Genomic DNA, 23,387 nt, shown 5'->3' on the forward strand with positions numbered 1-23,387 from the left:
CTACATAGAAGATAAGAATAAACCTATTATTCCTATAAGAATAATAAATATATTTTTATTTTATTTATCTTTTTTAGAGCGAAATTTTCCACCTCCAACATTAGGATTTTTAATACCCAACTGCTCTCGATCAGGTCTTCTATTCCTTCCGGTCTCTTGAATAAACTCTCTCATACTATCATGTCTTTCTCTTACTTTCTGTTTTGCAATTTCGATACCTTCTTCATCACCTAAAATACTCATCATATTTAACTCTCTTTTAGCATGCCTTATTTGACGTTCTAGGTATCTTTGTTTTTGCGATTGTTTGTATGCTTCATCGTTTTCTTCAACTCCGAAAGGTTCATTTCGTTTTATAGAAACACCTTCGACGTATGCATAGAAAACATGGCCACAATTAACACCTCTAAGCCCAGCAATTTCCCCATAACTCGTTTCAGACAGCGGAGGGTACTTTTTACTTGTACCACTGCGACTATATATTTTCCCTTGAAATGGTGCACAACGGGGTCTTGCACCTAAATGGCTTGAAACCTCTATCAAATCCACTCCGTACTCATCCATACGAGAAAACTGCATTTCATTTGAAACTTTGTTGCTCATTGACCTAGTAACTAAACTAATGTAGGCCTCGGTTGACCACTCTTTCCCTGCCCTATCCACCAATGCTGGAATACCTTTTTCAGTCCATTTTAATAACGCTTCCCTAAGTGCTTGTTGTGGTGTTTTGGTGCCGGTTAGTACCTTTCCAACAGTTTGGTTTAAAATATCTATATAAGATTGTTGGGATTGTTGTAACATTGTTGAATTTATAAGGTTAAATGTTTCAGTTGCCTGATTTTGATAGGTCAACAATATATTTTGAAACACACCACTTGGATCTCCTGGTGGGATAACAACTGCCCCGTTTTTAACTGCTTCTTCAAGAGTTTGGTCTACATAAGCTATAGACTTATAACCCACATCTTCAAGAAGCCTGGACACCTCATCAACTGCTAGTCCGCTTCTTTTAGCGATTGTAATGATATTCTGTTGAGTTAACGTACCTAATTCAGATAAGTGTAATAAACGCCATCCTTCAATATCCTGAGAGTTTAATAAACTTCTATGTTTTTTTATGTGTTTAGCTATATTAGTCAATATTTGGTCTTCAATCTCGAGAAACACTTGAACGGTCGGCATTGCTAGTTGCTGATTCTCCGATGGCCTCATTCATTACCAGCCCTATTCATTCCGAAAAAGTCTATTGCTTCTGCTGTTGCCGTTTTGTTTTCCTCAGCGATTTCCTGCAGTAAAAGCGTAGCTTCTTCCTCAGATAAACCATGGATTCTCATAATCGCTCTTTTACGAGATTGAAGCTTATTTGTTACAAGCTGAGTTTGTTTATTAATTTCGGCTGTCTGGTCCTCTGCAATAGAGTCGTCAAAAGCTACTGTTACTTCCCAACCATCTTTCGGACCACTAAACAGATCGTATAGCTCTGCCAATTGAACAATTACATCGATTAATTCCGTTAGCCCTGCTTCAATCACATTCTCATGAGACTGTTTTGTTCTAAAGGTCTTACTATTCTCTGAAACTACTTCTGTTGCCGTTTTTACGCTTTTTCCATCAAAGCTAAAGGAACCGCTACTAAAACCTGTTTGCATTGACAGGAGATTTAATAAAGCATTAATTGCAGCAATATGCTCTTCTACCCGAAGTTCAACCGTGTTGTCTTGAATCTTATTGTCATCCATGTCCCCTGACCCACCAAGCGCTTGGTAAACTTCATCGTCCGCATCAAAATAACGTTGCGGATTGCCATTTTCGTCTATTACCATCCTAACTGCAGATGCGGGAATTAATATTCTTCGTTTTCCTAATACAAACTCCCGCTGAAAGCTATCATAGGCAATATCCAACGTTTTAAGGGTATCTAACGCAGCTGAAAATATCGCAACTCCTAATGGACTCTGCATATCAATGTGATTAGCTAGGTTAGGCTTAAAATAAACAAATCCAGAGCGTTTAAAATTGTTAATTCGCACCTCTTCCTCTAGATCAGGAAAAAGCGTTGAAAGAGGAACTTTCTTCCCTAAATCAGATGTTGTCTTTTCAGCAACATAGAGCTCATTTTTTATGACATATTCTTTACCTTCCCACAAATGCCATTCCAGGTGAGTGTACTTCTTATCACCTTTACGTATCTCATTAGGAAACACAGCCTCGTGAATCCCTTGATTGTCCCACCCTACAGGAATAAAGCAATCTGCAGTAACGTAGGACAACTTAATCTTGTCATCTTCTACATACGGCTTAATTACCATTCCACCAAGAGCGAATTGGAATTCTAGGTAGTCTTGAAACTTCGATATGAATTTGTTTTGCTTGAAAATGTCGTGGACGTTTTCAGCCAAGCTCTTGTCGGAAATATTAACTTCACATCGCTCGTTAAAGATTAATGTGGCCATTTCCTGCGACAACACTTTTGGCATGTTTAAAGAGGCTCTACGACGTTTTTTCCTCCCGTTAATAGTTTGGTAATGAATGTCGTGCCATTCGCTAAAATAGCCCTGATAGAGGGCTTTCCACATATCGATATTTTTATAGAATTGGTCATCGATTGGAATGCTCTTTGTATCTGATAACGATTTAATATTTTTTACTAAGCCCAATTTCTGCAACACCCCCTTTATTTTACTAATGAGTGATTGAAACATTTCATCACCGCCTTTCCGATCCCTATCTATAACACGTATCTCTTATAAAAATAGTTATTGCTATATCTACATTCATCCAGTGAATGGTTGTCAGCATCAACTGGTTTACCAGTTTTAGCATCCCGCATATACATTCCTACTTCTTTCAAAAAGTTGTAATGATCATATTCGTTATTCTCTTGTTCTACTAAAACAAAGTACTCATTAGTCATAGCGTTTTGAAGTCTCTCAATACCAACCTCAATTCCTTTAGACGTACCGTTTACGTCGTGAGCATTGTTATTTGCTGGACTAGTTGAAATGCCTAACAAATGCAATTCCTCTCTAAGAGACTTACACGCTGGGTCAATGAACACTTCTGTTCTCCTCATCTCATATGTTTTCTCACACCATAGGATGAACTTCTTAATTTCTTTTGCATAAACGCTCATCGCTTTTACTTGTCCTGTATCATTACCAGAGTGGTAATAATGTGCAACACGATTAAGTTTATAATCGTAAGTTCGTTTTTTTCCTTGGTGCCTCGTAACAATATTACAAGCAATGCTCGTAGCATCTCCTTGTCCACCGTCACCAGAGAAATACATCTCGATTTTCCTACCTTCTAATTTAGGGATAACATTTTTCTCAAGATCGAACATGCTATAGATTACACCAGAAGGAATAACCCTTTTTCCAAACCAGTCACGCTGTAAAAGGTAAGGGTTTTTACTCAATATTTCATATATCTCTTTTTTACGTTCCTCTGTGATGATTGGATTGTCTTGAATAGTCCAATGTGTCCATCTAGTGTTTTGCACTTCGAAAACTTCTTTAATAACAGGATGATGAGGTGCTGGTGGATTTAGGTCCGCTAAATGGTATCTATCTTGTGCTGCAAATGTACGCCTAAAACATTCTTGGATCATATCCATATGGAGTAAATTAATTTCTCCAAATGCAACACTCCCCAATGACATACCTGTGATAGCACCCACGCTGTTACTTTTCCCACCACCTTTGTAATAAATCTTTTTAATGCCTGTTGGCGTATGCAATTGCAAATGGGAACCGTGTTCATCATGTTTGATATCGTATAACCCATCAAAGATATGCATTAAACCTGTTCCGTCACCATCAATAAATAATCGATACGCTTGCTCCTGGTTATACGCAACAAGTAAATGGTTTGTATCTCTACACCAACTGTAGTAATCAGCTAACCTGAAATGTGCAGCTGTTGTCTTTCCGCTTCTTGGGGTACCTTCTAATACATCAAATGTGTAATCATACGGTCTATAAATTACTTCTAGTTGTTTTGGACTGAAAATAATGTTCTTATCCATCATTCTCACGTTCCTTTATCATTTCTTCATATTTCTTACGCCCTTCAATAAGTGACTCAAGCATTGACGTATCTTTTCTATCACCACGAAGTTTAGAAGCGCGCATTTTAGCGAACTCTGTATCAGCTTTCGTTTTCTCAATTCCAAGCTTCATACCTTCAAGTTTAAGCCTGCGTTCGTCATCCAGATGTGCCATTTCGTCAAACTGTTTTATTAAACTACGAAGTTCACTCATGGCTCTAGATTGGGCATTTAAGAAAGTGGCTTGACGGTCCCATGCAAATTGGAACTCATATTCTTCTTCTGTTGTTGCTTGCTCTACTCCACCGCCTTCTTCTTTTGAACGGGGGTAGTATTCATATTTCGCCTTTTTAAGCTGCGTTATCATCTCATCCTTAGCAGTGACGAACATAACCTTTTGAGCACGAATAATAGCTGCATACTGAATCTGTATTTGGTCCCATATCAAATCAGCTGCAGAACGCTCGTTCATTTGCTCCATGATCTCGAGCGTTTCTTCTGGTAAGAACTTAGAAAAAAAGCCATGAGTCTCTGCGTTGGAGTTTCCTTTCGGAGCTCCATGACCCACGGCATTCTTATTTCCTTTTGGTGCTCCTCTTTTATTAGTAACGTTACTTTTTACATTGGTAACGTTACCTTTCAATTGTTCGTCCCATTTGTCTTGATTCTTCCACTTACGAATCTGGGAATCCTTAACTCCTAATTCAGCTGCAATATCTTTGAGCAGTAACTTTCCACCGCTCTCTTTCCACATCTCAAATGCTTTGTCACGGTTCGGACTTCTCGCTCGAGCCATCTACAAATCACCCACCTCCAAGTGGTATTTGTTTGTTTTGCGTATAAAAAAAGCCTTCCTTTGTGGAAGACATTTATTATTTTTATATTGCCCCGTTTCTCCTTAAGTTTCTTAGAAGTTCCGGGTTATCGTTTTGAACATCGTAAAAAAACACTTCATCTGTATAATTCTCTATGTCCCAATTTTTAATTGACCACTCATTTGTTGTAATTAATATTACCTTTTTAGACCTTACTTCTCCTAAATCCTTTAAAAAATTCGCATACCTCTTTGGATTATCCAAGGCGGTTTGAATTGGATAAAATATGGTAAAAGTGTTATCGTTCCCTGCTGGATTATTTCTGGTGTGAGTGGTATAACTGTTAAAGTTAATTTTCATGTTTCCTAATTTATATAGCTCAGTCGATTTTACATTAGAAGGTAAATGCTTCTTACCTAAGGCTAAATTAATATTATCAGCTATATCTTGCATTGAGCTTGTTCTAATTATTCCCTTTGAAAATTGTTGATTTAATGCCATTAAAACTGCCTTCAGTTTTGCTTCGTTATCATATCCCTTAATCAGTATTACTCTTTTGTTATTCTCCAAAAAAGTAGTAACAGCATTAACTGCTCCTTTTAAATCAACTTTTAGATCAGTCATTTTACCATCTCCTTTTTAGAAAGAATTCGACAAAAGGAGATATTTCCCTTCATAATCCTCCAATAAATTGTATTATATTTACAGGAGGTGATTTTTATGTTAAGTAGACTTTTAGACTCCTTGATTGACTTTGGAGAAGATATTTTGATTAAAATATTTGCCTTAGCATGTGGTGCTGGATTGATGTACTTTATTATCACCAATGCCGAAGGCATATCGCCGTTTTTATTTAATTTCGGAAAATAACAAACAGGACGGTAAGCAATTACTTTTATTGCCGCTCCGTCCTGCCTCCCATTTTAGCAAGCTGATTTATGTTTTTGCAACTTTGTTTCTTTTGTGCCATTTGTGCCATTAGTTTCTTTTTTAGTTATCTGTTGATATTTTCAATTATATTATTTATTCTTGCAAGTTCATCGTTAGTAAACACTTTTTTACGATTTGACAATTCATTAATAAAAAACCCTTCAATGTCATCTTTAGAAATAAATATTTTTGGATAAATACCGTCTGACTTACTAGTATAATTTAATACATAATTCTCATTATCAGTAGGATATCCAAAATAAACTATTCCTTGAACTAATACCTTTTTGTTTAAGTTTAAGTCAATGATTTTCTTTAAATCAATTGCCGTTTTAGCAACCTGAGTTGCAGGATTATCGTATGAAGATATACTAACTTTATTTTTTTCTTCGTTAGTCAGTACAATTGTTTGTTCAGCTTCTTTCTTCGATTCAGGGAACATTGATTCAAGTATTGGTAGATATTCTTTATTTTTCTCTTTAGATATCCCATGGATTATTTTACCTCTCCAATATTTAGTTTCAATTACATACACACCTGTAGGTATAAGGATCAAATGATCGATTTGACGAACGTTATTTCTCTCTTTTTTCGAATTATATATATATACATTTTCTAAAATAAATATATCATTAGTATTGATTAAATTTTCTCTTATTAAGGATTCTTTTATTTCATACATTATTTGACTAGTAATAAATTCACCTCTATTTTGCAACTTATTGTGCAAGTACTTGAGGTAATTTTTACTTGATTCTAACTCCTCTTGCTGACGCAATATTACATGTTCGAATTCCTCATTTTTATTCGATAAATTATTAACCTCGTTTGCAAGTCTACTCTTTTCTATACTTTCAGCCTCTAAAGTTGCTGAAACTTGCTCGAATGCTTTATTAATTTCTCTAGTTTTCAAGCTATCTTTATATAACTTAATACAATAAAGACTTACCAATAATAATAAAACCAATAATAAAATATCCACTTTAATCCCTCCCATAATTATTATCGGTAGCTAGTGGATATCTTTTACAAAATTATTCAATCAACATATTCTCCGAATTCTTTTACACTCATCACTACTATTCTGACATAACTGTTCAACTATAGAGTCTCTAAGTCTTTTTATGTGTGAAAATGAAAGCCCCATATGAGCTCCAATCCATCGATAACTCTTCCCCTCAAGCAACCAGTGAAGAACCTCTAATTCCCTGTCATCCTTTATTAAATGTAATCTACCCTGAATAACTGATATTTTCGCTTTATATTTACTAATGACCTGGTAACGTTTTTCTCTTCTAATAGCTTCACGGTAGACCGGATCTCCTGTCATTCCTTTGGGTTTTGGCATTCCAGCTTCATCGCCATACTGGGCTGTTAATCCTTCACCAGCATCGATTAAAGATGAATTTAATATCTTTATTGAGTTAATCATCCAATGGTAATCTTTCAATATGTTTTCAATTTCTTTTTTGTTCATAGTATTTCTCCCCCTTTATTTTTGTCTATAAGCTCCACCGCGACCTCGAGCATATGTTGGTCTATTGGTACCCATTAACTCCCGTAAGTCCTGGTCCGACAACTTCTCTTCCTTCTTTTTCGAGGTAGTTACATTTTTCTGTTTATATTTAATTTTCGTTTCAAATCCATGCTGCATCTTCCAATCCTTTAATTGATCCCTTATACTTTTATTCATCCTCAAATCCCCTTTAGATAAAATTAAAAGCAAAAAAGGACACCAAACAAACAGAAAAAACTGTTTGTCTAGTGTCCTCCAGTTGGCTGGTAGGATGTATTTCATTTTATCTTGATAACAAATTTTGTAATCTTCTTTCTAAGTAGCTGTATTCAAGAGCTAATTTACGTATTTTATTTCTAATTTCCTCGTTCATTTCCGTAACTTGATTTCTATTTATATGCCCCAATAAATAAATAGATTTACTTTTTAAGTACTTAAACTCGTCTTCTAATGTTTTAATTTCCTCAAAGTCATTTATAGAACTTCCGTCATTATTTAATAAAAAATATTCTATTTTATCAACTTGATATTTTATATCATTTATTATTCCTTCAAGAGCTTTTGTGTTATAAGATTTATCTTCAGAATTCATTTGTAAAGCATTTAATAATTCTTGAATCTTTTTATAGTCCTTAAAGCGATAGCCGGACTTCTTTCTTAAACTTATTCTATTATTTTCTTCAGAGTTCGTCGTTTCTACTAAATCTAAATTAATTTTTGTACTAGTTTCCTTTAAGAATTTATTGATGTTCATCAGTATTAAATCAGAACCTGCTTCTCTTAACATCTCATTTTTCAGTTCTGCTCTAGCACCAATTTTTTTTCCTTTTATTTCATACCACCAATCAGGCTTTACATCCCCTGTAATAAAAATTACTAACCTTTTTTTATCGCTTTTTGCCTTCTCTAAAACTTGTTTCCAAGCTATTAAATCGCCGTATTTATTTTCAAACTTTAAGTTATTATACCTGGTCATCTCTTTTTTTGTTTTATCTTTATATCCAGGAGGTATTTCTTCTTCATATCTAACCTCTCCTTCTTTGCATATCTCATCAATCTTTTCTTGGGAGAAAGGTTCTCCAACTTTCCCTTCAAACAACTCTGCCAATTCTAACATCTTGTCATCATTCTTATTTATCAAATTATCCAATTCGATTATTTCGTTTTGATTAAAACTTGTTGCGACTTTTCTTATTTCCTCATTAAATTTCTCCAATATTTTCTTTCTTACTTCTGTCCCATCTGTACTTTTAATCGGGTACTTGTCTAATGAAGACTTTATGGCTTTTAAAAACGTTTCTGTTTCATTATTGACGTCGTTTATAATTAAGTCTTTTATGGTATCCATTTCAACCATTACCTTGCGCCTGTGCAAATGAAATTCTAAACCAACCTGATAGGGAATCCAAATATTTTCCTTAACTTTGTCCAAAGCCTCTAGAAATGTATTACGTGTTGATTCGGAAAACCTATAAATATTTAACAAAATGTTAGTATCGAAAACAATTAGTACTGATTCATCTAGATTATTGAAATTTACCTTTTCATTATTAAAAAACTCTCGAAAAACACTTTTCAAAACTCTTCCCCCTCATCAAACTTGACCCTCTTGACCTTCCCCTGGTGAGTAATTATCTTTGTCTCACCATGCACCGGTAAATGAGTTATCTTCGCCTTGCCATCGCAAATTACAATGGCGAAACTTCCTTTTAGTTCCATTATATCAATTTCTAATCTATTTGTACTACGGTTAATTTCAATGCTTTCTAATCTCATATCCATACCTCCAGTTATAAAATAAAGAGCACCAAACAAACGCTATTGCGCTCATTTAGTGCCCTCGGTTATTCCGTTAGGCAATAAAACTCTTATTTTGTAATAAAAAGTACTTTAATAACTAGTTTTGTCGAATGCCTATCTTTTATCTTAGGTGTTATGCAATAATTCTTTTGGACTATTCCCACCATTACTTTTGTATATTTTAAGGAGTATAATTATTATGCAAAATAGCGATAATTTAAACGATTTAATGAAAAAAATTTATTACGTAAGAAAGAATATGTTAACCTTAGCATCACAATTCGGTTTGGGTGACAACAGAACCATTTCATGTAGTCAAAAACTTGATAAATTAATAATTAAATATCAGAAGCAAAGAGTGAGCTAGTAATAAATCAAATCTTTCTCTTGTTTGTCGTTTCTAAACGATCAACCTTCCCGCCAAGTACAACAACAGATATTTCACCGTAATCAGGAAGGTCATGCTCTATTAATCTACCGTCTTTTATCACATACATTTTTTTATTATTTGTTAGATCTATTTCTGCCGTTAATTTTCCGTTCACCAGGACCCCTCCTAATGTTATAATTGAGTTGGTTGGGTCAGGAGAAATCCTGGCTTTTTTATTTTGGTACTGTAGGCTCTAGAGCTTCTATCTTTGCTACCAGTTTTATTAAATCCTCTTTAAGTTGTACTGGATGTTCTTCATAATGCCTATCTTCTTGGTTTAGTATCATATTGATTACCTTGACTTTAATTTCTGTTAATTCTAGTTTGTTAACCCAATCCATGTTTATCACCTCGTTTACAGTTTGGTGAGTAATGGATTTATTTATGCTCGTCTCTTTTTTCGATTCCCAGCATGCCTTATTCTGGTTCTTTCACTGTAGGAATTCAAATCAGAGTATGACGTCCCCTTTGGTCTTTCGGTTGGCTTAATTGGATGCTTTTTTATATATTCAAGTCGTTGTTCTTCTGTCATATACCAAACCTTAACCTTGCCAATCACTTAGTATTCCTCCTTCACCTTTTTCTAGAACTGCGCATTAATTAATTTTTTTTGCTCCTCCATTATATGTATTTATATTCCAATATTGGAAATAATTCAATTGTAGGAGGTTATAAAATGTTTGAACAATTACAAGAGCTTAACAAGCAAGCAAATAGAATTGAAACAGAATACTGGGTAAACCACGATTTATTCTCATGGCAGTGGTGGTTTATAGTAATAATAAATTTGTTATTTTTAGTTTTATTAATACTTTTCATGGATAAGCAAAGAATTCAAATTATCACCATTGCTTTCCTATTCTCATTTATCTTGGTTGGAATAGTAAACGAACTTGGAAGCTTTTATGGATGGTGGAGTTATCCACACCAATTCATCACGGCTCTAAAAACAATGAATGCAGTAGATTTTTTGACTGTACCTGTAATAATTACTTTGTTTTATCAGACATTTGGAAAGTGGAAAATTTATTTGATAACAACAACTGTATTTTTTTTAATTCTATCTTTTGTAGGAATACCGATATTCGTTTATTTTGACTTCTACAAACTCCATACCTGGAATTACTTTTACTCTTTTCTAACTTTACTACTGGTTTCAATACTAGTTAAATTATTTACTGATTTTATAATTACGAAATCAAAATCTCTATAAGAGTCCATCTTTTTCGGTGGTCTTTTTATGTCGCAATTTTGGTCAAAGGTTTCTTAAATCCCTTGCAACGGATATTATTTCTACATTTTTCTACAAATTTCTACATTTATGTCGATAGACTATTAGAGGCAAATTTTACGAAAGTAAAAGACGCAAAGCTACGGGCCTAAAACATTTATTTGTCATGGCGGCCGGGTTGCCAGGTATTCATGTCCTGTAATTATATTTGCCTTTTCTAATTTGCCTAATTTAGTAAAGGTGGTTCTTATGAAAAAAGTTCTTATAGTTGATGACTCCAAATTTATGCGCAAATTACTTAAAAGGCTAGTCGAAAAAGGTGATTATCAAATAATTGCAGAAGCTTCTAACGGCCAGGAAGCTATTGAAAAGCTTCAAGAATTTAGTCCAGATATAACTTTATTGGATATTACTTTACCTTGTATGAGTGGACTAGAAATTCTAAAAAAGATAAAAGAACAAGATCCAAGTTCTAAAGTCGTTATTTGCTCTTCACTAAGCTACGAATCACTTGTTGATGAATCAGAAGGTCTTGGTGCGAATGGTTTTATAGTGAAGCCATATTTTGATAAACTATTATCCACACTCGATCAGATTAGTTCTTAATTTCGAGAGAGCACACACTCTCTCGAATCATTTCTTTAGACCAAAATCGGCTTTTATCAAGTTGCCCTGAACTTCGTAAGAAGGGTCTCTATCTTTAACACTAGTAAGCAATTTTTCTACCTTTTTATCAGTTTCAAATTTCTCCGCGCATCCTTTAGCAAATGCTGTTATTTCAGTAACACTCATACCTTCACGTAATAGTCCTCCAACCGCTAACGCCATATATTGTTCTGCTTTTAATTCCGCTTTTATCTTCACCAGCCAACCAACTCCTTTGGTAAGCGTTCCGTTAGTTCCATGAACCACTCTTGGTCGTTCATATCAAGTGCTATATCGATAAGAACGTGTAAATCGACTTCTTCCAGTGAAGGTTCTGCTTTGGAGAGGTTTTCTATATCAACCCATTCCACTCTTCTAATTCTTGATCCATTTCCATGCTTTAGAAAAACAACCTTTGCAATATTTTCATCTTCCTTTACAACTGAAACAAATCCTACTGACCCTTTAGCCTTTGGATTATAACCAAGGCTAATCTGTGATAGTTCTACCCAGTCACCTTTTTGTAGTTGACCTATCTCTAGAATGAAATTTTCTTCCGTGTTCATGATTCATCCCTCCCCATTTTAGGAAAATCATTTTCCCAACGTCTTTTCCATTCTTGCAGCGCCTCTTCGTTTTCGTTTTGGCATAGTTTGACTAACTCTATCAGTGATACTTTTTCTAAGCTCATTGAAACTCTCCGATTCTACCAATTCTTCTCGTAACACTTGCTTCTGCCATTCTAGTTGTGAGTTGTTATCCTGAGACATGTACTCACTTCCTTTCAAAATAGGCTTAGTTGTTCATATTCCGTTGGCTCTGATTCCACATATATCTCTTCAAGATCAACTTCCTCTATGCTTACAACTTCTTCAGGAGAATCATTTAGAGTAACTTCTTCAAAGTTTGAAAACCAATCTAATGGGAAACAACCTCTTAATCTACTAAGCTCTGGATCCTTGTAAAAATTAGCATGTGTTCCTTTTACCCTGAGGAAATATTCTCCTAGCTTTACTCCTTTGTAACCCTGCTCACGGTACACTAGCTGTGCTTTATAGAGCTTTTCTTTATGTAGTTCTTGATTAGCAACAATTTCAAACCGTTCAGCATGGTAACAACCTCTGTGAGCACCTTTGTTAGGGAAATTAGATACGTAATAATGTTCAGGGCCGTTCGGAAAGAGGTAATACCTCTCTCCATTCTTCAAGAGCTCTGAACTATCCGCCTTTACGCAAACACCCTGTAGCATACCTATACCTTCTTTCTTGCCTTATTTTCGGTATCTCCGAGCCACCTAACTTTTTGCAATCAGTACCGAAACGACTGGAGCAGTGACTATACAGTGAGCATCTGTTCATACATGTCATTATCTTGTCCTCTTTTTTCATCCAATCAGTTCGAACATCTGATATGATTACATTCATGTTCCTTTCAACTCCTGAACAGTAATATCAATACCAGGAACTTCACCATACAGTTTAATAGCTGTCACCTTAGATACCTGATTGTCATCATGCCAGGCTAGTTTGTTAAGTGCATCAAAAACACCTTTTACTAAATTGTCTGCATCAGGCTTCTTGATGTGATATTCTCCTAATGCTGCAACCTGCTTCTTCTTGCTCCAACTTTTCGGTATTGGCATCTTAAACCATATTTCTACTGCTATTGGACCATCTAGTAGTGTTTTCTCCTTCAACTGCTGTTTGGCTTTCCACTGGATAAAGCTTTTGTAAGCTAGATACCTTTGGGCATTGGGTTTAACAAACTTTCCTCTTCCCGTCATTCTTACGGCTCCCATTGGCTCAATAGGAATTGATAGTTTAATAGCCATTGTCCTGTCTCTCATGATTCATTTTGTTTTTGGCGGAGTATGCTTCCTCAATCTGTTCGAATGTAAAGCCAAATTGAATCATCCCGATTGCAATAAAGAGAAACCATGCTGTTCTAAAACAAAATTCATGTTTCGAATATGTTAGAAAGAAGTTAGGTTCGTTTTTATCATGTGACATTTTTGCAATGAAGGACTTTAATTCTAAATACACGCCATTAATACCACCATCAAATCCCTTTTCCTCGAGTTCAAGTATTGCCTCTTCATGTAGATATAAATATTCTTGCCAACCTTTCTGATTAGCAAGTGAGAGAAAGAAATGTACTGCATCCACATACTCTTCAAGAAGGGGATTTTTAGTTAATCCTTGTTGAGCAGCATAATAAGATTTCAGACCTACTCTAGTTCTTGGCTCTTGATCATCGCTCCAAACCTTAAACCAGCGACCCTCATTAGCAAATTCACTTAACTCAACATCTAGTGCAACTAATGTATTTCGGAATCTCTCTTCATCCGTCCAAACGATTCCTTTTTCGGCTATAATTCGGTTATCTAGTTGCTCTTGTGTTGCCAACATTTTTTCTAGACTCATAGTCTCCAACCTTTCGTGGTTTATTTAATAACTAGTACCGTCTCTTCAACGAAGGATAGTTGCCCCTCAGGAGGCTCATTTTCGCGTTCCTTAGCTTTCTTTTCACAAACAGGACCAATACCTCTTTCAATGCTCCTTTGACTTTTCAGTGGTCTATTAAACACTGGACAGTTCATTTATTTTCCCTCCCCCGACATTTCTTTGCCAAATTTACATTTAACGTTTATATGAATTTGCTCTAGTTCTGATAGATTTAATTCATAGAGTTGCTTCCCGTCAGGGGTTTTAAAGTATCCGTATCTCATAAGCTGGTTAACTAAATAATCTCTTCTTTCTTGTCGTTTCTGTCTAAGCAATGTACTCATGTTTTCCTCCTAGCTTGGTGCTCCTACTAATCTATGGTTTAGCTGTTTACGATCTCCTTTAATAACAACTGTGTAGTCCTGGCACATTTGATAAATTCGTGTACCTAATGCCTCATCAATGTCGCATAGTTCGTCAACTGACAGTTCAGATGAAACCAATATTGGCATGTGATTCAAGTAACGATAGTTTAAAACGGCATACATCTGTTCAATTTGCCAGTCAGTAGCTCTTGGTTTTCCTCTAGCTGGCTTGAATAGGTCATCGATAAATAAAACATTTACCTTTTTCATTTTTTCCAGCTTTTCCTCGAGCGCATCGAAGTCATCTTTTAAATCACCAAACCCTTCAACGAAAGGAAAATACAGAACTGGAACATGTTTTTTCTGTATGAAATTGTTCGATATAGCCATAAGTAAGTGAGTTTTCCCTGAGCCGGGTTGACCTAACAACGCTATGCTATTATTGCGGTTTTTCTTGATAGATTCGAAGTTCTGATAATACATAAGTGAGCATTCGTAAGCATCTTTGATAACGTCTGGTTTATTCTCCGTATCGAAGTTTTGGAAGCCCAGCCTCTTAAACTCGTTTGTTATTTCACTAGTTTTCATCAAACGATTTGCTCTTCTCCAACTAATGCAAGTGCAACGAATCCAAACTTCTACTCCATTTTCGTAGCCAATATAACCTGTTTCATCTTTGCATTTAGGGCAGTCATACTTTGCTTTTTCTAATCCATCCGACTCTTCCGCCTGTAATTGACTCGTTTTCAACTGCAGCCTCTTTAAGATTTCCTCCATGCTTTGGGTTGCCATGTTCTTGTATCCTCCTTTTCGCTAGTTTTTTAGAATCTAATTTTTGTTGATGCTTGTCCAAGATGTATCCAACACAGTATGAAAGGCTATTTATCCTGTCTCTCGAGTGTTTTGGTTTATAATTATCAAAGCGTTCTTTTAGGTATATCAAGGCATCTTCAATTGGGACGTTCGCGTTTAATATTTCATATGCAGCTCGTTCATCCGCTGGGGAGAAGTCAAAGCCATATGCTCTAAGTTGTATAAAACGATCAAGAAGAACTTTAATTGCTTGCTCAGAAGTATGTGATATTTCTCCAGACGGCACTGGATCACCACGCAATGGGTCGGTCGTAGGCACCCCGTCACTGTCTTCTGTCGCATGTGCGTTAGTGGCAGCAGCAATATCTTTATCATTCTTAATACATTCTTTATCATTCTTGTTTATATCCACGAGGTGTTCCCTGTCTGTTACCTCACTGTTACCCTCAACGTTATTTGACTGGTAAGATTCCCAATTTATCAACGTTATTAGTGTGTATTGCCTGTTACCCTTACCCCTATCTATGCTAATCATGGACTGTTTTTCTAGCCAAGATAATATAGTCGAGACTGTCTTTGGGTTAGGCTCTTGCCATTTCACCCCCTCATACCAACCGATATTTTTTGCAATATCCCTTACCGAAGTAAGGTGCTGACCAGCTTTTATGGTTAAAAAGGTACCGTCTCGCATTGGAATTCTATTATCTTGATGATTGACTTTGTATTTGAGATATTGCCATGTCCTATGATAGAGAGGGGGCATCATCCATACGGAGCTTTCTAGTTCTTTCCTAAAGTCCTTGATGTACCCTTGCAAGGAAAAACCTCCTAACTATCTTGGGTCGTTTTTAGGTTTAATAATTGCTTGCATACCTGATATTTTTACTAATTCGTAACCTGGATTGTACCGATTAACGTAACCAGCAACATACCGTTTGAATAGTTCTGCTCTTTTTGTGTTACCTTCAGTAATCCATACATAACAACTAGGTATTGAAACTTTTAACTCACGGGACATAAACCATCTTCCCTGTTAGCTCCATGATTTCTTTTTTAAATAATGCTTCATCGCTGTTACTGTCACTTAGATGTAAGAGCCATATTTCTTGTACTTTAGATAGGTCATTTGCTTTTAAGAATTCTTTTAAGTTTTCTAAACTGAAATGTGACCGTAATAATCGCTTTTTCATTACAGATGGAACGGATCCATCCAATATATTTTGATTAAGTATTTCCAAGGAGTAATTACACTCCACTAGGATGTGAGTGAGCTCTTGAAACTTGTATTTGATGTAATAGGTATCTGTAGCAAATAAAAGCTTTTCTCCCTCTTGATTAGCTAGTAGAAAGCCTAGAGGCTCACTAACATCGTGTTGAACATCGAACGGAAGTATGGACCATGTACCGATTTGAAATTGCTCCATTGCCTTCACACGCTTAATTCTGTGGTGACTAATACCTAAGGTGTCTACTGTTCCAGAAGACGTATAAATGTCGATTCCAGCCTTTAAAACCTCTTTAATACTTTTACAATGGTCACCATGTTCGTGTGTGATTAAGCACCCTGCAACCTCTGACATATTAAAATCAAAGCCCTTTTGTATCTCCCGATAGTTGATACCGCATTCTAGAAGAAGGGGCGTATGGCCGTCTGTAACACGGTAGCAATTCCCCTTACTACTAGAAGCTAATGCTGTAATTTCTATCATTACCAATTCGGCCCGTTTGTTTTTGAATCAACAACATCCTCTTGTTGCGTTTCTTTATTTCGTTGCTGAGTACTTGCCTGATTTCCTTCTGTGACATCTATAATTTCAGGCTGTTTTCTCAAAGGCTCACTTCTTTTAATGTCTATTAGTTCTTGATTTGCTTTTTGCTCAATTTCCTTTTGTGCTTCATATTCTGGATTAACTTCTTTACGCTCGTTTTCGTACTCATTTTCTGTCGATCTATTGATAGCATCTACCAGTAAGTCACTATCGTCGGATGTGTTTATATAGGCTTTAGCAGCTCTATTAATTACCGTACGCTTTGCCATTTCTTGTGGAAATTTCTTGTGGACACCTTGGCTAGTCTTTGATTGCCCCCAAGCTATATCGATTTCCTTACGCGTCATTACAGTAAGTATTTCTTCATCATCATTTGTTTTAACCACAGCATAAGCGCCAAGAATATCTTTGTCCCTGTTTAAAAAGTTTGTTTCATGCTTCAATAACTTTTCACGTCCGCCATCAATTTCATAATCGAATACGTCACCTTCAAAAATGACATTGGCCCAAATATCTTTAACGTTCGTAAGCCTTTTAAGAACTGCTTGTGTGCCAAAATAGGAACGTTCCATTTTCAACTGCGTTCCGTATACAACAAAGTAACATTGCGTCTTTGCTGGACTTAAACCTTGCACGACCATATCGAGTAAAGAATTAGCTATAGACTCTTTTGTACATACTTCCAATGCGGGTCGGCCGCTTTTATCCTTCGTTTCCTGTAACTTAAAGAACGCTGATTTTAGTGCATTACTCGCGTTGTATTTAGGAGGGATTACTAATCCCTCTTTTTGTAAATCATTCAACTTATGGTTGACACTATCTGTAATATCTTTTTGAATAATTGCTAGTTGATTTTGATTACTCACTTGATTCACTCCTTTTCTTTCAACTTATAAATCTTTTTAACTTGTGCAATAGGGTAAATATATTCATCAGCAAACTGATCATAGATGTAGCCTTGAGGAAACATATCCCTTATAGCCTTTTCAATTTCGTCCTCCGTTGGGTAGGTATCAAATAGTTTCCTACCCTTAAGACCATTTATTTCAATAGTGAAAAAAGCCTCTATTGCCACAAAATTTCCTCCTTGTGTTTCGGATACTCTACTCGAAGAACTTTATCTGGCTCCGACACTATCAACTGAATTACTTGCGAATCTACATCTATCAATCTCGTTACAGCCTCACTGTTGTCTACAAATATAGGAGCAGATACACCGAAATGTTCTGATAGGGTATTTATAATGTCTAGCCCTACGTTTATACGTGCAGCGTTGTTTAGGCCACTACCATAAGGAACACCGTCGTATAACGTTTCACACGTTTCTAATAGACCACCATTAATTTGTTGTTCGAATAGCTTAAAGCGTGCATATTTGAATTTAGAGTTGATTTTCTCCTCGAGCAAATTCACTTTAGTACGAATGAACTCTTCTGTTAGGTAAAGTTCTTGTTCTAATTTTTCAAATTCAGTTGCTAAGTCCTTTTCTCGTTGCATTAATTCTTCCATTCGGCTTTGTGATTGATTTACAGTTGAAAACTTAGCTAAGTCTCCTTGTAAGGTCACTCTTTTATTCCGAAGTGTAATGATTTCTTCTTCTACACTTTGGATTGCTGTTTGAGCAGATTCACGAAGTTCTTCCAATTCCTTTGCTTTAGTTGCTTTCTCTTGGAGCTTGGATGTATAAGCAGGGTTGTCCATGATATCTATAACCGAACTTTCTAACTCTTTCAGTTGAGCGTTTAACAGTGTTAGACGTTCCTGTTTGTCAGCAATCTGCTTTCCAATAAGTTCGTTATCTTTCGCTAGTTTTTCATTTTTTTCTTGGAATCCTTCCTTTGTAGCCTTTTCCCGTTTACCAGCTGCATCGATTTCTTCAAGCTTTTTACTCTTGTTTAAATTGAACTGAGCTAATGCTTTCTCTCTGGTAGCTGATACTTGTTCCTCCGGAAGATCTTGACCACAAGTTGGACATTCGCAATTATCGTTGTGCACAAACTCCTGGTTATTTATTTCAAACCATTCATCACGTAACTTTTGAAGTTTAGTATCTATAGAAACAATACTCTCATCGTTAAATCGCTTCTGGTGCCTTAAGTTCGATTGTTTAGATTCTAGTAAATAAATATTAGAAGTCTCTTCCTGTATTTGAGCTTTCAACTTGTACAAATCGTCTTTCGAACCGGCTTCGTGTGCTTGTTTAATTTGTAGCAATTCCAACTCAATCTCCTGAATTTCACGTTGTTTTAACGAAATAGCATTTCCATTACGGATGTTACTAATTAAGTCCTGTTTCTCATCAATTTCAGCATTTAATTTTTCTATGTTAACCTCTAACTCTTGTTTATTTAAACCTTCAACACTTGGCAAATTATGCTCTATTTCATCAATCCGAACTGGAATTTTATCTAGTTCTTTATTAATTTCAGCACGTCGAGCCGCTATAACTTTTCGATGATTTTCGATTGTCCGACCTTGCAGAATATTAGGTAACTTAACAAGGTCCTTATTCGATGCAATCACTTCTTCTTCGGTAATGTCACCGCATATCTCTAACAATGTCGCTCTACGCTTCTGCCAGTGCAGCTGTTCGTTAAAGTACATTGGACTAGTTAGTAGTTTGAAAATCTCTTCATCAACAAGCGAGGCTACTTGATCAGTAAATTCTTTTTTCTTTGATGGAACACCATCTATAAAATAATCTGTCGTGTGACCGGAGAATTGTTTTTCTGCACTCCCGCGCTTTTTAGTCCATTTTTCCGAGTACACTTTGCGAAGCGTTAATTTTGTACCGTTTACTATAAAAGTCGCTTCTACTTCGTGTTCAAGCCCATGTACTTCTTCCCCGTTCACTAATGTTTTAATAGAGAAGTCCTTTTTGTTTTGACTATCTTTATCAAAAAGCAACCAAACAAAAGCATCGAATAAAGTTGTCTTTCCAGTTGCGTTATCACCAAATACTTTTGCGTTTTCTCCGTTAACCTCTAGGGAAAATGACCTTACGCCTTTAAAATTCTTTAAATCCAAACGGTGTAGGATAATTGTTTTCATTATGCTGAAACCCCCTCTTTCTTCCCTAACTGAACGTATTTCATAAACTGTTCCTTCGTTTTAAACTGAAAAACTGGAGTTCCATTAGGTTTAATAGAAATTTGTCCACCTGATCGTGTTAATCTTTGTTGGTCAAACTTGGTGCCACTAAAAGTCAATTCAATCATTTGTTAATCTCCTCTCATTGAAAATTGGAGGTAATTACGATAAAATGAATTAATGGCTTTTTTCCGTAATTACCGATGACACGTGTTCCAGCACGGGTCATTTTTTTATTTGATTTAACATGTATCCTCCTTTCTAGTGTGCTTTGTCACACTGTCTTAACCAGGAATGAAGAGAACCAGATCAATAAAGAGGGATGGGATTAATTCCTCAACATTCCTAGTCAAGACGGCAAGACAAAACTTGCCGAACATATTTTCTTATGTTAGTATTTAATTACACCTAATATCTGTGCAGTGAGTTAAAGCTCGAACCTTTAGCTCACTGCTTTTTTTGTGCAACTTTTTAAGATAACTTGCTTCTCAAAACTAGTAAGTGATAGCCAATGCTTAACTTTGATTACCAATGCTTGTCCCTCCTTATGAAACAACTCTATTAACTATGGATAAATCTATTCCTCGCTTAGCGAACTCTTCTACCGTTTCACATAATCGATCATGATGTTCTTTTCTGCTATTTAACTTTTCGATTTCTCGAACGGAATTTATTAAATCAACACAAGTAAGTTTTACTTCCTTCAAATCTCCAGTTGCTATTTTTTCCTCAATACGACTGATACAAGACCAAGCAGCTCTATATTCTGATAAAGCTTGCTGAACATCTTTTTCTAAAAAATCATTTTTGTTTAGCCCCATATAATCATTCCTCCTACCAACATAGTTAAAGCTTGAGCTAATGCATTTACATCCACTCCACACAACATTGCTGCAACTGCCTCCGGTGCCCGTGTTACCTGAAACCACCTAATCGCATCAGCTAATTTCAATTCAAGTTTGTCATTTTCTAGCCTTGACACTGCGCTTCGAGATAGATATATCTTCTCGGCCAATTCCTCTTGACTTAATCCCGCTTTAATCCTAACTTGGCGGAGGATTTTTCCGAATGTCATCGAAATCACCTCCCTTTTCGTGCAGTATCTGCACATGTGCAAAAACTGGACAGACTATCCTACTAAAACCTCTTAAAATTTTTATATGAAGAAACTAGTAATCTTTCAGATCTAGGCAGCAGTGGTTTGCTGCCTAGGACACTTTTCTTGGAATCCAGTTTTCTATGTATCTCAATGCAGTCTGGAGTTCCTTTCGTTTTAAATCTTTATAACTGGCAACACCAAATCTGTCTTTTATTTCACGGTGTAATTCGCGAAATAGCTGTGGTCTATTTTGTGGATCGTCGCACAGCTCGTAAACCTTTGTCGCAATACCCTTCTGCAGGCGACGTTGTTCACCGTGATCTAAAGTAATTTGTTCTTCTACTTTGTAATTGACATCCGTGATTAGCTTTCGTAGTTCATTCTGTTCTTTGACAATGGACTCATGACCCTCAACAAGGTCTGCAGTAGTCCTTAATACAGTTACAAGCGCTTGGTCTTTTGATAATGGGACAACCTTATTGTTTTCGATATGCTCACGCATTCTTTTGAATTCATTGATAAACCTAACTTTCATTTTCATAGCTTCCGGAGTTACATACGACATTGCTACCAAAGTGAAAGCTTCTTCTGTTAGGTTGATTTTTTCTTGGTTTCTTCCTCTAGAATCTTGATAATTAATACGCCCAAAGTTGGACTTAATAAATTCAATCTCGTCAGCTTCAATTAATTTAGAAATTTGATTTTCAATATCACGTTTTACGTGTTTATGTTCTTTTCCAAAAACACCTGCAACCATAAGGCTATCTGTTACAAGTTGGTTATTTGTTACAAAAACTAATTGGTTCATATGATCGACCTCCGTATATGCTTGTCAATTTATAAAAGGGCGAAGTAATTACATGTAGCGTAATTTAATTGCTTCAATTGCTAGTTTCTTGTTGGAATCATCTAGGTAGTCCATATCACCAAGATTCACTTTGTTTCTTTCATTGAATAAATGAAGCGCTAGTTTTAACATGAATTTCTCACTGTCGGACCATGGTCCTGATACTTTTCTAAGGAGACCAGTTTTTATGGTCCCTTCTGCTAAATCAAAATATTTTGTAGTAAACACTTGCTGTAGCTTGTAATGGTTTTTAAATAAGTGAATTACACTACGTCAGTACCGATCGTTTAATAAGGACGAAGGTATTTTATTCATCAAATTGCTTCCTCCAGTACTTTTTGTTCTTGGTCCCTAATCCAAGCATCTATTGCTTCAATAGAGAATAGGATTCGTCTCCTTACACGAAAGTGTGGAATTTGTTTTTGTCTAACCATGGTGTAAATAGTGTCAGAGTGAACACCTAAATATTCTGCAACATCCTGAACGTTTAGCGTTTTCTTAGGCATTGCTTTCACCTCCTATAAATCGTGTTTATCGATTATTTTTAATAAATCATTAATTGCAGCTGATGTCGTGTATGTTTCGTCTTGGCTAAGGTTGTAAGCAATTTGCAAAATTTCTGTTTTAATGGATGACTGAAGAAGTAGCTCATCTATGTTATCCATTTGGAACCTCCTTGAAGGTGTTTTCTTCCTGTTTGTCGAACTTTGACAGTAGAAAGGGGGTGACTTCATGGCTATTAAACTAATAACTTATGACCTTAATAAACAAGGGCAAAATTATTCTGCGCTTTACGATGAGAATAAAAAGTTAGGTCCATGCATCAACCCATTAGATTCTGTTTGGTTAGTTCAGACAGATATAATGTCATCCGAAATTCGTGATAGGCTAAAATCTGTTGCTGATAAAAACGATTACTTTATTGTTGTTCCTTATGCAATAAATAAAAACGATGAACGAGCTGCTTGGTTAAAGGGTGAACACATTGAATGGATTCAAGGTCATTTGTGAGCTATTCATTTGAATCAGAAACACCTGGTGCCATTCTGCTAACCCAAAATTCGTTATCGTAAGGGAAACCTTCGATAGTTGAAATTCCTATTTTAAAATGTATCCACTCTGGAAATTTTGTCGTCGATTGTAACTCGGCGACCTCTTTTCCGAGCATTGTAACTTGGTCTCGGATATCATTTATTTTCTGTTCGATATTCAACTAAATCACCTCCTAGTCAGTGTGTAAAAAATTGAAAGGTACCGAAATAAAATGCCAATATATCTAATTGCTTACGATTTGAGTGCACCAGAAACTGAAAATATTTCGATGCTAGCTTTTTTAAATACAATCGGAACCGCCATTCCTGTATTAAAAAATGCTGCTTTTGTTGCTACTGGATTAACCACTCAAGAGATTCATATCCAAATTCATGAACACTCCGAATATAAAGAAGAATGGGTTATTACCAAATTAGATAAGGAATTTACGGGTTCAGCTAAAAATGTTGATGCGCTGAATTATTTTCTTAAATCCAATCAATTTAAATAAGA

Annotated in this window: 42 protein-coding genes and 1 riboswitch; of the genes, 6 read left to right on the top strand and 36 right to left on the bottom strand. The window is 35.8% G+C overall.

Translation table 11 applies throughout. The features are described 5' to 3' along the window. Nucleotides 1-60: 60 nt before the first annotated feature. The 5 genes from BC6307_RS18010 to BC6307_RS18030 all read right to left on the bottom strand — a co-directional run bounded on the left by BC6307_RS18010 (nt 61) and on the right by BC6307_RS18030 (nt 5,487). Nucleotides 61-1,212: a phage minor capsid protein gene (locus tag BC6307_RS18010; protein WP_066412432.1), complete on the bottom strand. Its 1,152-nt coding sequence runs from the start codon at nt 1,210-1,212 to the stop codon at nt 61-63. Then, the gene (locus BC6307_RS18015) at nt 1,209-2,702 is read right to left on the bottom strand and encodes a phage portal protein (protein WP_066412429.1); all 1,494 of its coding nucleotides are present in this window, start codon (nt 2,700-2,702) and stop codon (nt 1,209-1,211) included. The genes BC6307_RS18010 and BC6307_RS18015 overlap by 4 nt, the downstream gene beginning before the upstream one ends. A 26-nt stretch (nt 2,703-2,728) precedes the next feature. Next, nucleotides 2,729-4,030, bottom strand: coding sequence for a PBSX family phage terminase large subunit (locus tag BC6307_RS18020; RefSeq protein ID WP_094366165.1), 1,302 nt, complete (start codon nt 4,028-4,030; stop codon nt 2,729-2,731). Continuing rightward, complete coding sequence (gene terS, locus BC6307_RS18025; protein ID WP_084380196.1) at nt 4,020-4,844, bottom strand: phage terminase small subunit; 825 nt, start codon at nt 4,842-4,844, stop codon at nt 4,020-4,022. Before terS ends, BC6307_RS18020 begins: the two co-directional genes overlap by 11 nt. 82 nt (nt 4,845-4,926) lie before the next feature. Then, nucleotides 4,927-5,487 (bottom strand): hypothetical protein, encoded by a 561-nt coding sequence (locus BC6307_RS18030; RefSeq protein ID WP_066412426.1) that lies wholly within the window; start codon nt 5,485-5,487, stop codon nt 4,927-4,929. Between the two features lie 96 nt (nt 5,488-5,583). Between BC6307_RS18030 and BC6307_RS24845 the strand changes: the two genes are divergently transcribed. Further along, nucleotides 5,584-5,733, top strand: coding sequence for a hypothetical protein (locus BC6307_RS24845; protein WP_157076592.1), 150 nt, complete (start codon nt 5,584-5,586; stop codon nt 5,731-5,733). Nucleotides 5,734-5,857: 124 nt separating this feature from the next. Here the strand turns inward: BC6307_RS24845 and BC6307_RS18035 are convergent, their stop codons facing one another. From BC6307_RS18035 to BC6307_RS18055, 5 genes are all read right to left on the bottom strand, one after another. Next, a complete protein-coding gene (locus BC6307_RS18035; protein ID WP_066412423.1) occupies nt 5,858-6,775 on the bottom strand; it encodes a nuclease-related domain-containing protein in 918 nt (305 codons plus the stop codon). Nucleotides 6,776-6,835: 60 nt separating this feature from the next. After that, nucleotides 6,836-7,270 carry a helix-turn-helix transcriptional regulator gene (locus tag BC6307_RS18040; RefSeq protein WP_066412420.1) on the bottom strand — a complete coding sequence of 145 codons (435 nt, stop codon included), beginning with the start codon at nt 7,268-7,270 and terminating at the stop codon, nt 6,836-6,838. Nucleotides 7,271-7,285: 15 nt separating this feature from the next. Further along, complete coding sequence (locus BC6307_RS18045) at nt 7,286-7,486, bottom strand: hypothetical protein (protein ID WP_066412418.1); 201 nt, start codon at nt 7,484-7,486, stop codon at nt 7,286-7,288. Nucleotides 7,487-7,592: 106 nt separating this feature from the next. Beyond that, on the bottom strand, nt 7,593-8,888 hold the full coding sequence (locus BC6307_RS18050) for a PIN-like domain-containing protein (RefSeq protein ID WP_066412414.1): 1,296 nt from the start codon (nt 8,886-8,888) through the stop codon (nt 7,593-7,595). Continuing rightward, nucleotides 8,885-9,085 carry an XtrA/YqaO family protein gene (locus BC6307_RS18055; protein ID WP_066412411.1) on the bottom strand — a complete coding sequence of 67 codons (201 nt, stop codon included), beginning with the start codon at nt 9,083-9,085 and terminating at the stop codon, nt 8,885-8,887. The genes BC6307_RS18050 and BC6307_RS18055 overlap by 4 nt, the downstream gene beginning before the upstream one ends. A 253-nt stretch (nt 9,086-9,338) precedes the next feature. Here BC6307_RS18055 and BC6307_RS25375 point away from each other — a divergent pair, with 253 nt between their 5' ends. Beyond that, a complete protein-coding gene (locus BC6307_RS25375) occupies nt 9,339-9,476 on the top strand; it encodes an aspartyl-phosphate phosphatase Spo0E family protein (RefSeq protein ID WP_268874257.1) in 138 nt (45 codons plus the stop codon). Between the two features lie 7 nt (nt 9,477-9,483). On the opposite strand, the gene BC6307_RS18065 is transcribed toward BC6307_RS25375, so the two are convergent. The 3 genes from BC6307_RS18065 to BC6307_RS24855 are packed head-to-tail and all read right to left on the bottom strand — an operon-like array spanning nt 9,484 to nt 10,098. Next, the gene (locus BC6307_RS18065; RefSeq protein ID WP_235858055.1) at nt 9,484-9,654 is read right to left on the bottom strand and encodes a DUF3954 domain-containing protein; all 171 of its coding nucleotides are present in this window, start codon (nt 9,652-9,654) and stop codon (nt 9,484-9,486) included. Between the two features lie 58 nt (nt 9,655-9,712). Next, nucleotides 9,713-9,880, bottom strand: coding sequence for a hypothetical protein (locus BC6307_RS24850; protein WP_157076591.1), 168 nt, complete (start codon nt 9,878-9,880; stop codon nt 9,713-9,715). Nucleotides 9,881-9,921: 41 nt separating this feature from the next. Beyond that, on the bottom strand, nt 9,922-10,098 hold the full coding sequence (locus tag BC6307_RS24855) for a hypothetical protein (RefSeq protein ID WP_157076590.1): 177 nt from the start codon (nt 10,096-10,098) through the stop codon (nt 9,922-9,924). Between the two features lie 117 nt (nt 10,099-10,215). Here BC6307_RS24855 and BC6307_RS18070 point away from each other — a divergent pair, with 117 nt between their 5' ends. After that, nucleotides 10,216-10,752, top strand: coding sequence for a CBO0543 family protein (locus BC6307_RS18070; protein WP_066412409.1), 537 nt, complete (start codon nt 10,216-10,218; stop codon nt 10,750-10,752). A gap of 117 nt (nt 10,753-10,869) precedes the next feature. Beyond that, nucleotides 10,870-10,956, top strand: a riboswitch (cyclic di-GMP riboswitch). 63 nt (nt 10,957-11,019) lie between these two features. Further along, nucleotides 11,020-11,376, top strand: a complete 357-nt coding sequence (locus BC6307_RS18075; protein ID WP_066412406.1) for a response regulator — start codon at nt 11,020-11,022, stop codon at nt 11,374-11,376. Nucleotides 11,377-11,403: 27 nt separating this feature from the next. Here the strand turns inward: BC6307_RS18075 and BC6307_RS18080 are convergent, their stop codons facing one another. The 22 genes from BC6307_RS18080 to BC6307_RS24870 all read right to left on the bottom strand — a co-directional run bounded on the left by BC6307_RS18080 (nt 11,404) and on the right by BC6307_RS24870 (nt 22,507). Next, on the bottom strand, nt 11,404-11,634 hold the full coding sequence (locus BC6307_RS18080; RefSeq protein WP_066412404.1) for a hypothetical protein: 231 nt from the start codon (nt 11,632-11,634) through the stop codon (nt 11,404-11,406). Further along, nucleotides 11,631-11,981 carry an IDEAL domain-containing protein gene (locus BC6307_RS18085; protein WP_066412400.1) on the bottom strand — a complete coding sequence of 117 codons (351 nt, stop codon included), beginning with the start codon at nt 11,979-11,981 and terminating at the stop codon, nt 11,631-11,633. Before BC6307_RS18085 ends, BC6307_RS18080 begins: the two co-directional genes overlap by 4 nt. Then, nucleotides 11,978-12,106, bottom strand: a complete 129-nt coding sequence (locus BC6307_RS25580) for a hypothetical protein (protein WP_268874255.1) — start codon at nt 12,104-12,106, stop codon at nt 11,978-11,980. Before BC6307_RS25580 ends, BC6307_RS18085 begins: the two co-directional genes overlap by 4 nt. 93 nt (nt 12,107-12,199) lie before the next feature. After that, nucleotides 12,200-12,664, bottom strand: coding sequence for a hypothetical protein (locus tag BC6307_RS18090; protein ID WP_066412397.1), 465 nt, complete (start codon nt 12,662-12,664; stop codon nt 12,200-12,202). 171 nt (nt 12,665-12,835) lie between these two features. Continuing rightward, nucleotides 12,836-13,246: a RusA family crossover junction endodeoxyribonuclease gene (locus BC6307_RS18095; protein ID WP_094366167.1), complete on the bottom strand. Its 411-nt coding sequence runs from the start codon at nt 13,244-13,246 to the stop codon at nt 12,836-12,838. Continuing rightward, complete coding sequence (locus BC6307_RS18100; RefSeq protein ID WP_066412394.1) at nt 13,236-13,838, bottom strand: dUTP diphosphatase; 603 nt, start codon at nt 13,836-13,838, stop codon at nt 13,236-13,238. Before BC6307_RS18100 ends, BC6307_RS18095 begins: the two co-directional genes overlap by 11 nt. Before the next feature lie 20 nt (nt 13,839-13,858). Then, complete coding sequence (locus BC6307_RS24860; RefSeq protein ID WP_157076589.1) at nt 13,859-14,014, bottom strand: DUF6011 domain-containing protein; 156 nt, start codon at nt 14,012-14,014, stop codon at nt 13,859-13,861. Beyond that, the gene (locus BC6307_RS18105) at nt 14,015-14,203 is read right to left on the bottom strand and encodes a Fur-regulated basic protein FbpA (protein ID WP_066412392.1); all 189 of its coding nucleotides are present in this window, start codon (nt 14,201-14,203) and stop codon (nt 14,015-14,017) included. 9 nt (nt 14,204-14,212) lie between these two features. Further along, nucleotides 14,213-15,016, bottom strand: a complete 804-nt coding sequence (locus BC6307_RS18110; protein ID WP_066412390.1) for an ATP-binding protein — start codon at nt 15,014-15,016, stop codon at nt 14,213-14,215. Next, the gene (locus BC6307_RS25175) at nt 14,916-15,854 is read right to left on the bottom strand and encodes a hypothetical protein (RefSeq protein ID WP_066412382.1); all 939 of its coding nucleotides are present in this window, start codon (nt 15,852-15,854) and stop codon (nt 14,916-14,918) included. The genes BC6307_RS18110 and BC6307_RS25175 overlap by 101 nt, the downstream gene beginning before the upstream one ends. Nucleotides 15,855-15,869: 15 nt before the next feature. Beyond that, nucleotides 15,870-16,055, bottom strand: a complete 186-nt coding sequence (locus tag BC6307_RS18120; RefSeq protein ID WP_066412379.1) for a hypothetical protein — start codon at nt 16,053-16,055, stop codon at nt 15,870-15,872. Next, nucleotides 16,045-16,746 carry an MBL fold metallo-hydrolase gene (locus BC6307_RS18125; protein WP_066412376.1) on the bottom strand — a complete coding sequence of 234 codons (702 nt, stop codon included), beginning with the start codon at nt 16,744-16,746 and terminating at the stop codon, nt 16,045-16,047. Before BC6307_RS18125 ends, BC6307_RS18120 begins: the two co-directional genes overlap by 11 nt. Further along, entirely contained in the window at nt 16,746-17,672 is a 927-nt protein-coding gene (locus BC6307_RS18130) for a recombinase RecT (protein WP_084380190.1), read from the bottom strand. Before BC6307_RS18130 ends, BC6307_RS18125 begins: the two co-directional genes overlap by 1 nt. A 5-nt stretch (nt 17,673-17,677) precedes the next feature. Further along, nucleotides 17,678-17,881, bottom strand: a complete 204-nt coding sequence (locus tag BC6307_RS18135) for a hypothetical protein (protein ID WP_066412374.1) — start codon at nt 17,879-17,881, stop codon at nt 17,678-17,680. Continuing rightward, nucleotides 17,872-19,857, bottom strand: coding sequence for an AAA family ATPase (locus BC6307_RS18140; RefSeq protein WP_094366169.1), 1,986 nt, complete (start codon nt 19,855-19,857; stop codon nt 17,872-17,874). Before BC6307_RS18140 ends, BC6307_RS18135 begins: the two co-directional genes overlap by 10 nt. Next, nucleotides 19,857-20,024 (bottom strand): hypothetical protein, encoded by a 168-nt coding sequence (locus BC6307_RS24865; RefSeq protein WP_157076588.1) that lies wholly within the window; start codon nt 20,022-20,024, stop codon nt 19,857-19,859. Before BC6307_RS24865 ends, BC6307_RS18140 begins: the two co-directional genes overlap by 1 nt. A gap of 417 nt (nt 20,025-20,441) precedes the next feature. Then, nucleotides 20,442-20,717: a YqaH family protein gene (locus BC6307_RS18145; protein WP_066412368.1), complete on the bottom strand. Its 276-nt coding sequence runs from the start codon at nt 20,715-20,717 to the stop codon at nt 20,442-20,444. After that, on the bottom strand, nt 20,708-20,971 hold the full coding sequence (locus BC6307_RS18150) for a helix-turn-helix domain-containing protein (RefSeq protein WP_066412365.1): 264 nt from the start codon (nt 20,969-20,971) through the stop codon (nt 20,708-20,710). Before BC6307_RS18150 ends, BC6307_RS18145 begins: the two co-directional genes overlap by 10 nt. A 133-nt stretch (nt 20,972-21,104) precedes the next feature. Beyond that, on the bottom strand, nt 21,105-21,803 hold the full coding sequence (locus BC6307_RS18155; protein WP_084380186.1) for a Rha family transcriptional regulator: 699 nt from the start codon (nt 21,801-21,803) through the stop codon (nt 21,105-21,107). Between the two features lie 48 nt (nt 21,804-21,851). Next, nucleotides 21,852-21,974 (bottom strand): hypothetical protein, encoded by a 123-nt coding sequence (locus tag BC6307_RS25585; protein WP_268874254.1) that lies wholly within the window; start codon nt 21,972-21,974, stop codon nt 21,852-21,854. Nucleotides 21,975-22,156: 182 nt separating this feature from the next. Then, entirely contained in the window at nt 22,157-22,348 is a 192-nt protein-coding gene (locus tag BC6307_RS18165; RefSeq protein WP_066412363.1) for a helix-turn-helix domain-containing protein, read from the bottom strand. A gap of 12 nt (nt 22,349-22,360) precedes the next feature. Further along, nucleotides 22,361-22,507, bottom strand: a complete 147-nt coding sequence (locus tag BC6307_RS24870; RefSeq protein ID WP_157076586.1) for a hypothetical protein — start codon at nt 22,505-22,507, stop codon at nt 22,361-22,363. Nucleotides 22,508-22,574: 67 nt separating this feature from the next. Here BC6307_RS24870 and BC6307_RS18170 point away from each other — a divergent pair, with 67 nt between their 5' ends. Next, nucleotides 22,575-22,853, top strand: a complete 279-nt coding sequence (locus tag BC6307_RS18170) for a hypothetical protein (RefSeq protein ID WP_066412361.1) — start codon at nt 22,575-22,577, stop codon at nt 22,851-22,853. A 1-nt stretch (nt 22,854) separates the two neighbouring features. Here the strand turns inward: BC6307_RS18170 and BC6307_RS18175 are convergent, their stop codons facing one another. Beyond that, nucleotides 22,855-23,055 carry a hypothetical protein gene (locus BC6307_RS18175; protein ID WP_066412359.1) on the bottom strand — a complete coding sequence of 67 codons (201 nt, stop codon included), beginning with the start codon at nt 23,053-23,055 and terminating at the stop codon, nt 22,855-22,857. A 51-nt stretch (nt 23,056-23,106) separates the two neighbouring features. Between BC6307_RS18175 and BC6307_RS18180 the strand changes: the two genes are divergently transcribed. Further along, nucleotides 23,107-23,385 carry a hypothetical protein gene (locus tag BC6307_RS18180; protein WP_066412357.1) on the top strand — a complete coding sequence of 93 codons (279 nt, stop codon included), beginning with the start codon at nt 23,107-23,109 and terminating at the stop codon, nt 23,383-23,385. Nucleotides 23,386-23,387 lie beyond the last annotated feature (2 nt).

Origin of the sequence: Sutcliffiella cohnii, assembly GCF_002250055.1 — a bacterium.
Lineage (GTDB): Bacteria > Bacillota > Bacilli > Bacillales > Bacillaceae_I > Sutcliffiella > Sutcliffiella cohnii.

Coding starts and splice junctions, on each gene's coding strand:
- BC6307_RS18040 (WP_066412420.1), bottom strand. CDS start 7,270: ATGAACAAAAAAGAAATTGAAAACATATTGAAAGATTACCATTGGATG.
- BC6307_RS24870 (WP_157076586.1), bottom strand. CDS start 22,507: ATGGATAACATAGATGAGCTACTTCTTCAGTCATCCATTAAAACAGAA.
- BC6307_RS25580 (WP_268874255.1), bottom strand. CDS start 12,106: ATGAGCTTAGAAAAAGTATCACTGATAGAGTTAGTCAAACTATGCCAA.
- BC6307_RS18010 (WP_066412432.1), bottom strand. CDS start 1,212: ATGAGGCCATCGGAGAATCAGCAACTAGCAATGCCGACCGTTCAAGTG.
- BC6307_RS18140 (WP_094366169.1), bottom strand. CDS start 19,857: ATGAAAACAATTATCCTACACCGTTTGGATTTAAAGAATTTTAAAGGC.
- BC6307_RS25585 (WP_268874254.1), bottom strand. CDS start 21,974: ATGTTAAAACTAGCGCTTCATTTATTCAATGAAAGAAACAAAGTGAAT.
- BC6307_RS18120 (WP_066412379.1), bottom strand. CDS start 16,055: ATGTCCCGTGAGTTAAAAGTTTCAATACCTAGTTGTTATGTATGGATT.
- BC6307_RS24850 (WP_157076591.1), bottom strand. CDS start 9,880: ATGGATTGGGTTAACAAACTAGAATTAACAGAAATTAAAGTCAAGGTA.
- BC6307_RS18075 (WP_066412406.1), top strand. CDS start 11,020: ATGAAAAAAGTTCTTATAGTTGATGACTCCAAATTTATGCGCAAATTA.
- BC6307_RS18165 (WP_066412363.1), bottom strand. CDS start 22,348: ATGCCTAAGAAAACGCTAAACGTTCAGGATGTTGCAGAATATTTAGGT.
- BC6307_RS24865 (WP_157076588.1), bottom strand. CDS start 20,024: ATGATTGAATTGACTTTTAGTGGCACCAAGTTTGACCAACAAAGATTA.
- BC6307_RS18110 (WP_066412390.1), bottom strand. CDS start 15,016: ATGGCAACCCAAAGCATGGAGGAAATCTTAAAGAGGCTGCAGTTGAAA.
- BC6307_RS18095 (WP_094366167.1), bottom strand. CDS start 13,246: ATGGCTATTAAACTATCAATTCCTATTGAGCCAATGGGAGCCGTAAGA.
- BC6307_RS18105 (WP_066412392.1), bottom strand. CDS start 14,203: ATGAGTACATTGCTTAGACAGAAACGACAAGAAAGAAGAGATTATTTA.
- BC6307_RS18125 (WP_066412376.1), bottom strand. CDS start 16,746: ATGATAGAAATTACAGCATTAGCTTCTAGTAGTAAGGGGAATTGCTAC.
- BC6307_RS18070 (WP_066412409.1), top strand. CDS start 10,216: ATGTTTGAACAATTACAAGAGCTTAACAAGCAAGCAAATAGAATTGAA.
- BC6307_RS18090 (WP_066412397.1), bottom strand. CDS start 12,664: ATGCTACAGGGTGTTTGCGTAAAGGCGGATAGTTCAGAGCTCTTGAAG.
- BC6307_RS25375 (WP_268874257.1), top strand. CDS start 9,339: ATGAAAAAAATTTATTACGTAAGAAAGAATATGTTAACCTTAGCATCA.
- BC6307_RS24860 (WP_157076589.1), bottom strand. CDS start 14,014: ATGAACTGTCCAGTGTTTAATAGACCACTGAAAAGTCAAAGGAGCATT.
- BC6307_RS18145 (WP_066412368.1), bottom strand. CDS start 20,717: ATGGGGCTAAACAAAAATGATTTTTTAGAAAAAGATGTTCAGCAAGCT.
- BC6307_RS18180 (WP_066412357.1), top strand. CDS start 23,107: ATGCCAATATATCTAATTGCTTACGATTTGAGTGCACCAGAAACTGAA.
- BC6307_RS18015 (WP_066412429.1), bottom strand. CDS start 2,702: ATGTTTCAATCACTCATTAGTAAAATAAAGGGGGTGTTGCAGAAATTG.
- BC6307_RS18170 (WP_066412361.1), top strand. CDS start 22,575: ATGGCTATTAAACTAATAACTTATGACCTTAATAAACAAGGGCAAAAT.
- BC6307_RS18100 (WP_066412394.1), bottom strand. CDS start 13,838: ATGAGTCTAGAAAAAATGTTGGCAACACAAGAGCAACTAGATAACCGA.
- BC6307_RS24845 (WP_157076592.1), top strand. CDS start 5,584: ATGTTAAGTAGACTTTTAGACTCCTTGATTGACTTTGGAGAAGATATT.
- BC6307_RS18085 (WP_066412400.1), bottom strand. CDS start 11,981: ATGAACACGGAAGAAAATTTCATTCTAGAGATAGGTCAACTACAAAAA.
- BC6307_RS18030 (WP_066412426.1), bottom strand. CDS start 5,487: ATGACTGATCTAAAAGTTGATTTAAAAGGAGCAGTTAATGCTGTTACT.
- BC6307_RS18150 (WP_066412365.1), bottom strand. CDS start 20,971: ATGACATTCGGAAAAATCCTCCGCCAAGTTAGGATTAAAGCGGGATTA.
- BC6307_RS18155 (WP_084380186.1), bottom strand. CDS start 21,803: ATGAACCAATTAGTTTTTGTAACAAATAACCAACTTGTAACAGATAGC.
- BC6307_RS18045 (WP_066412418.1), bottom strand. CDS start 7,486: ATGAATAAAAGTATAAGGGATCAATTAAAGGATTGGAAGATGCAGCAT.
- BC6307_RS18020 (WP_094366165.1), bottom strand. CDS start 4,030: ATGATGGATAAGAACATTATTTTCAGTCCAAAACAACTAGAAGTAATT.
- terS (WP_084380196.1), bottom strand. CDS start 4,844: ATGGCTCGAGCGAGAAGTCCGAACCGTGACAAAGCATTTGAGATGTGG.
- BC6307_RS18055 (WP_066412411.1), bottom strand. CDS start 9,085: ATGAGATTAGAAAGCATTGAAATTAACCGTAGTACAAATAGATTAGAA.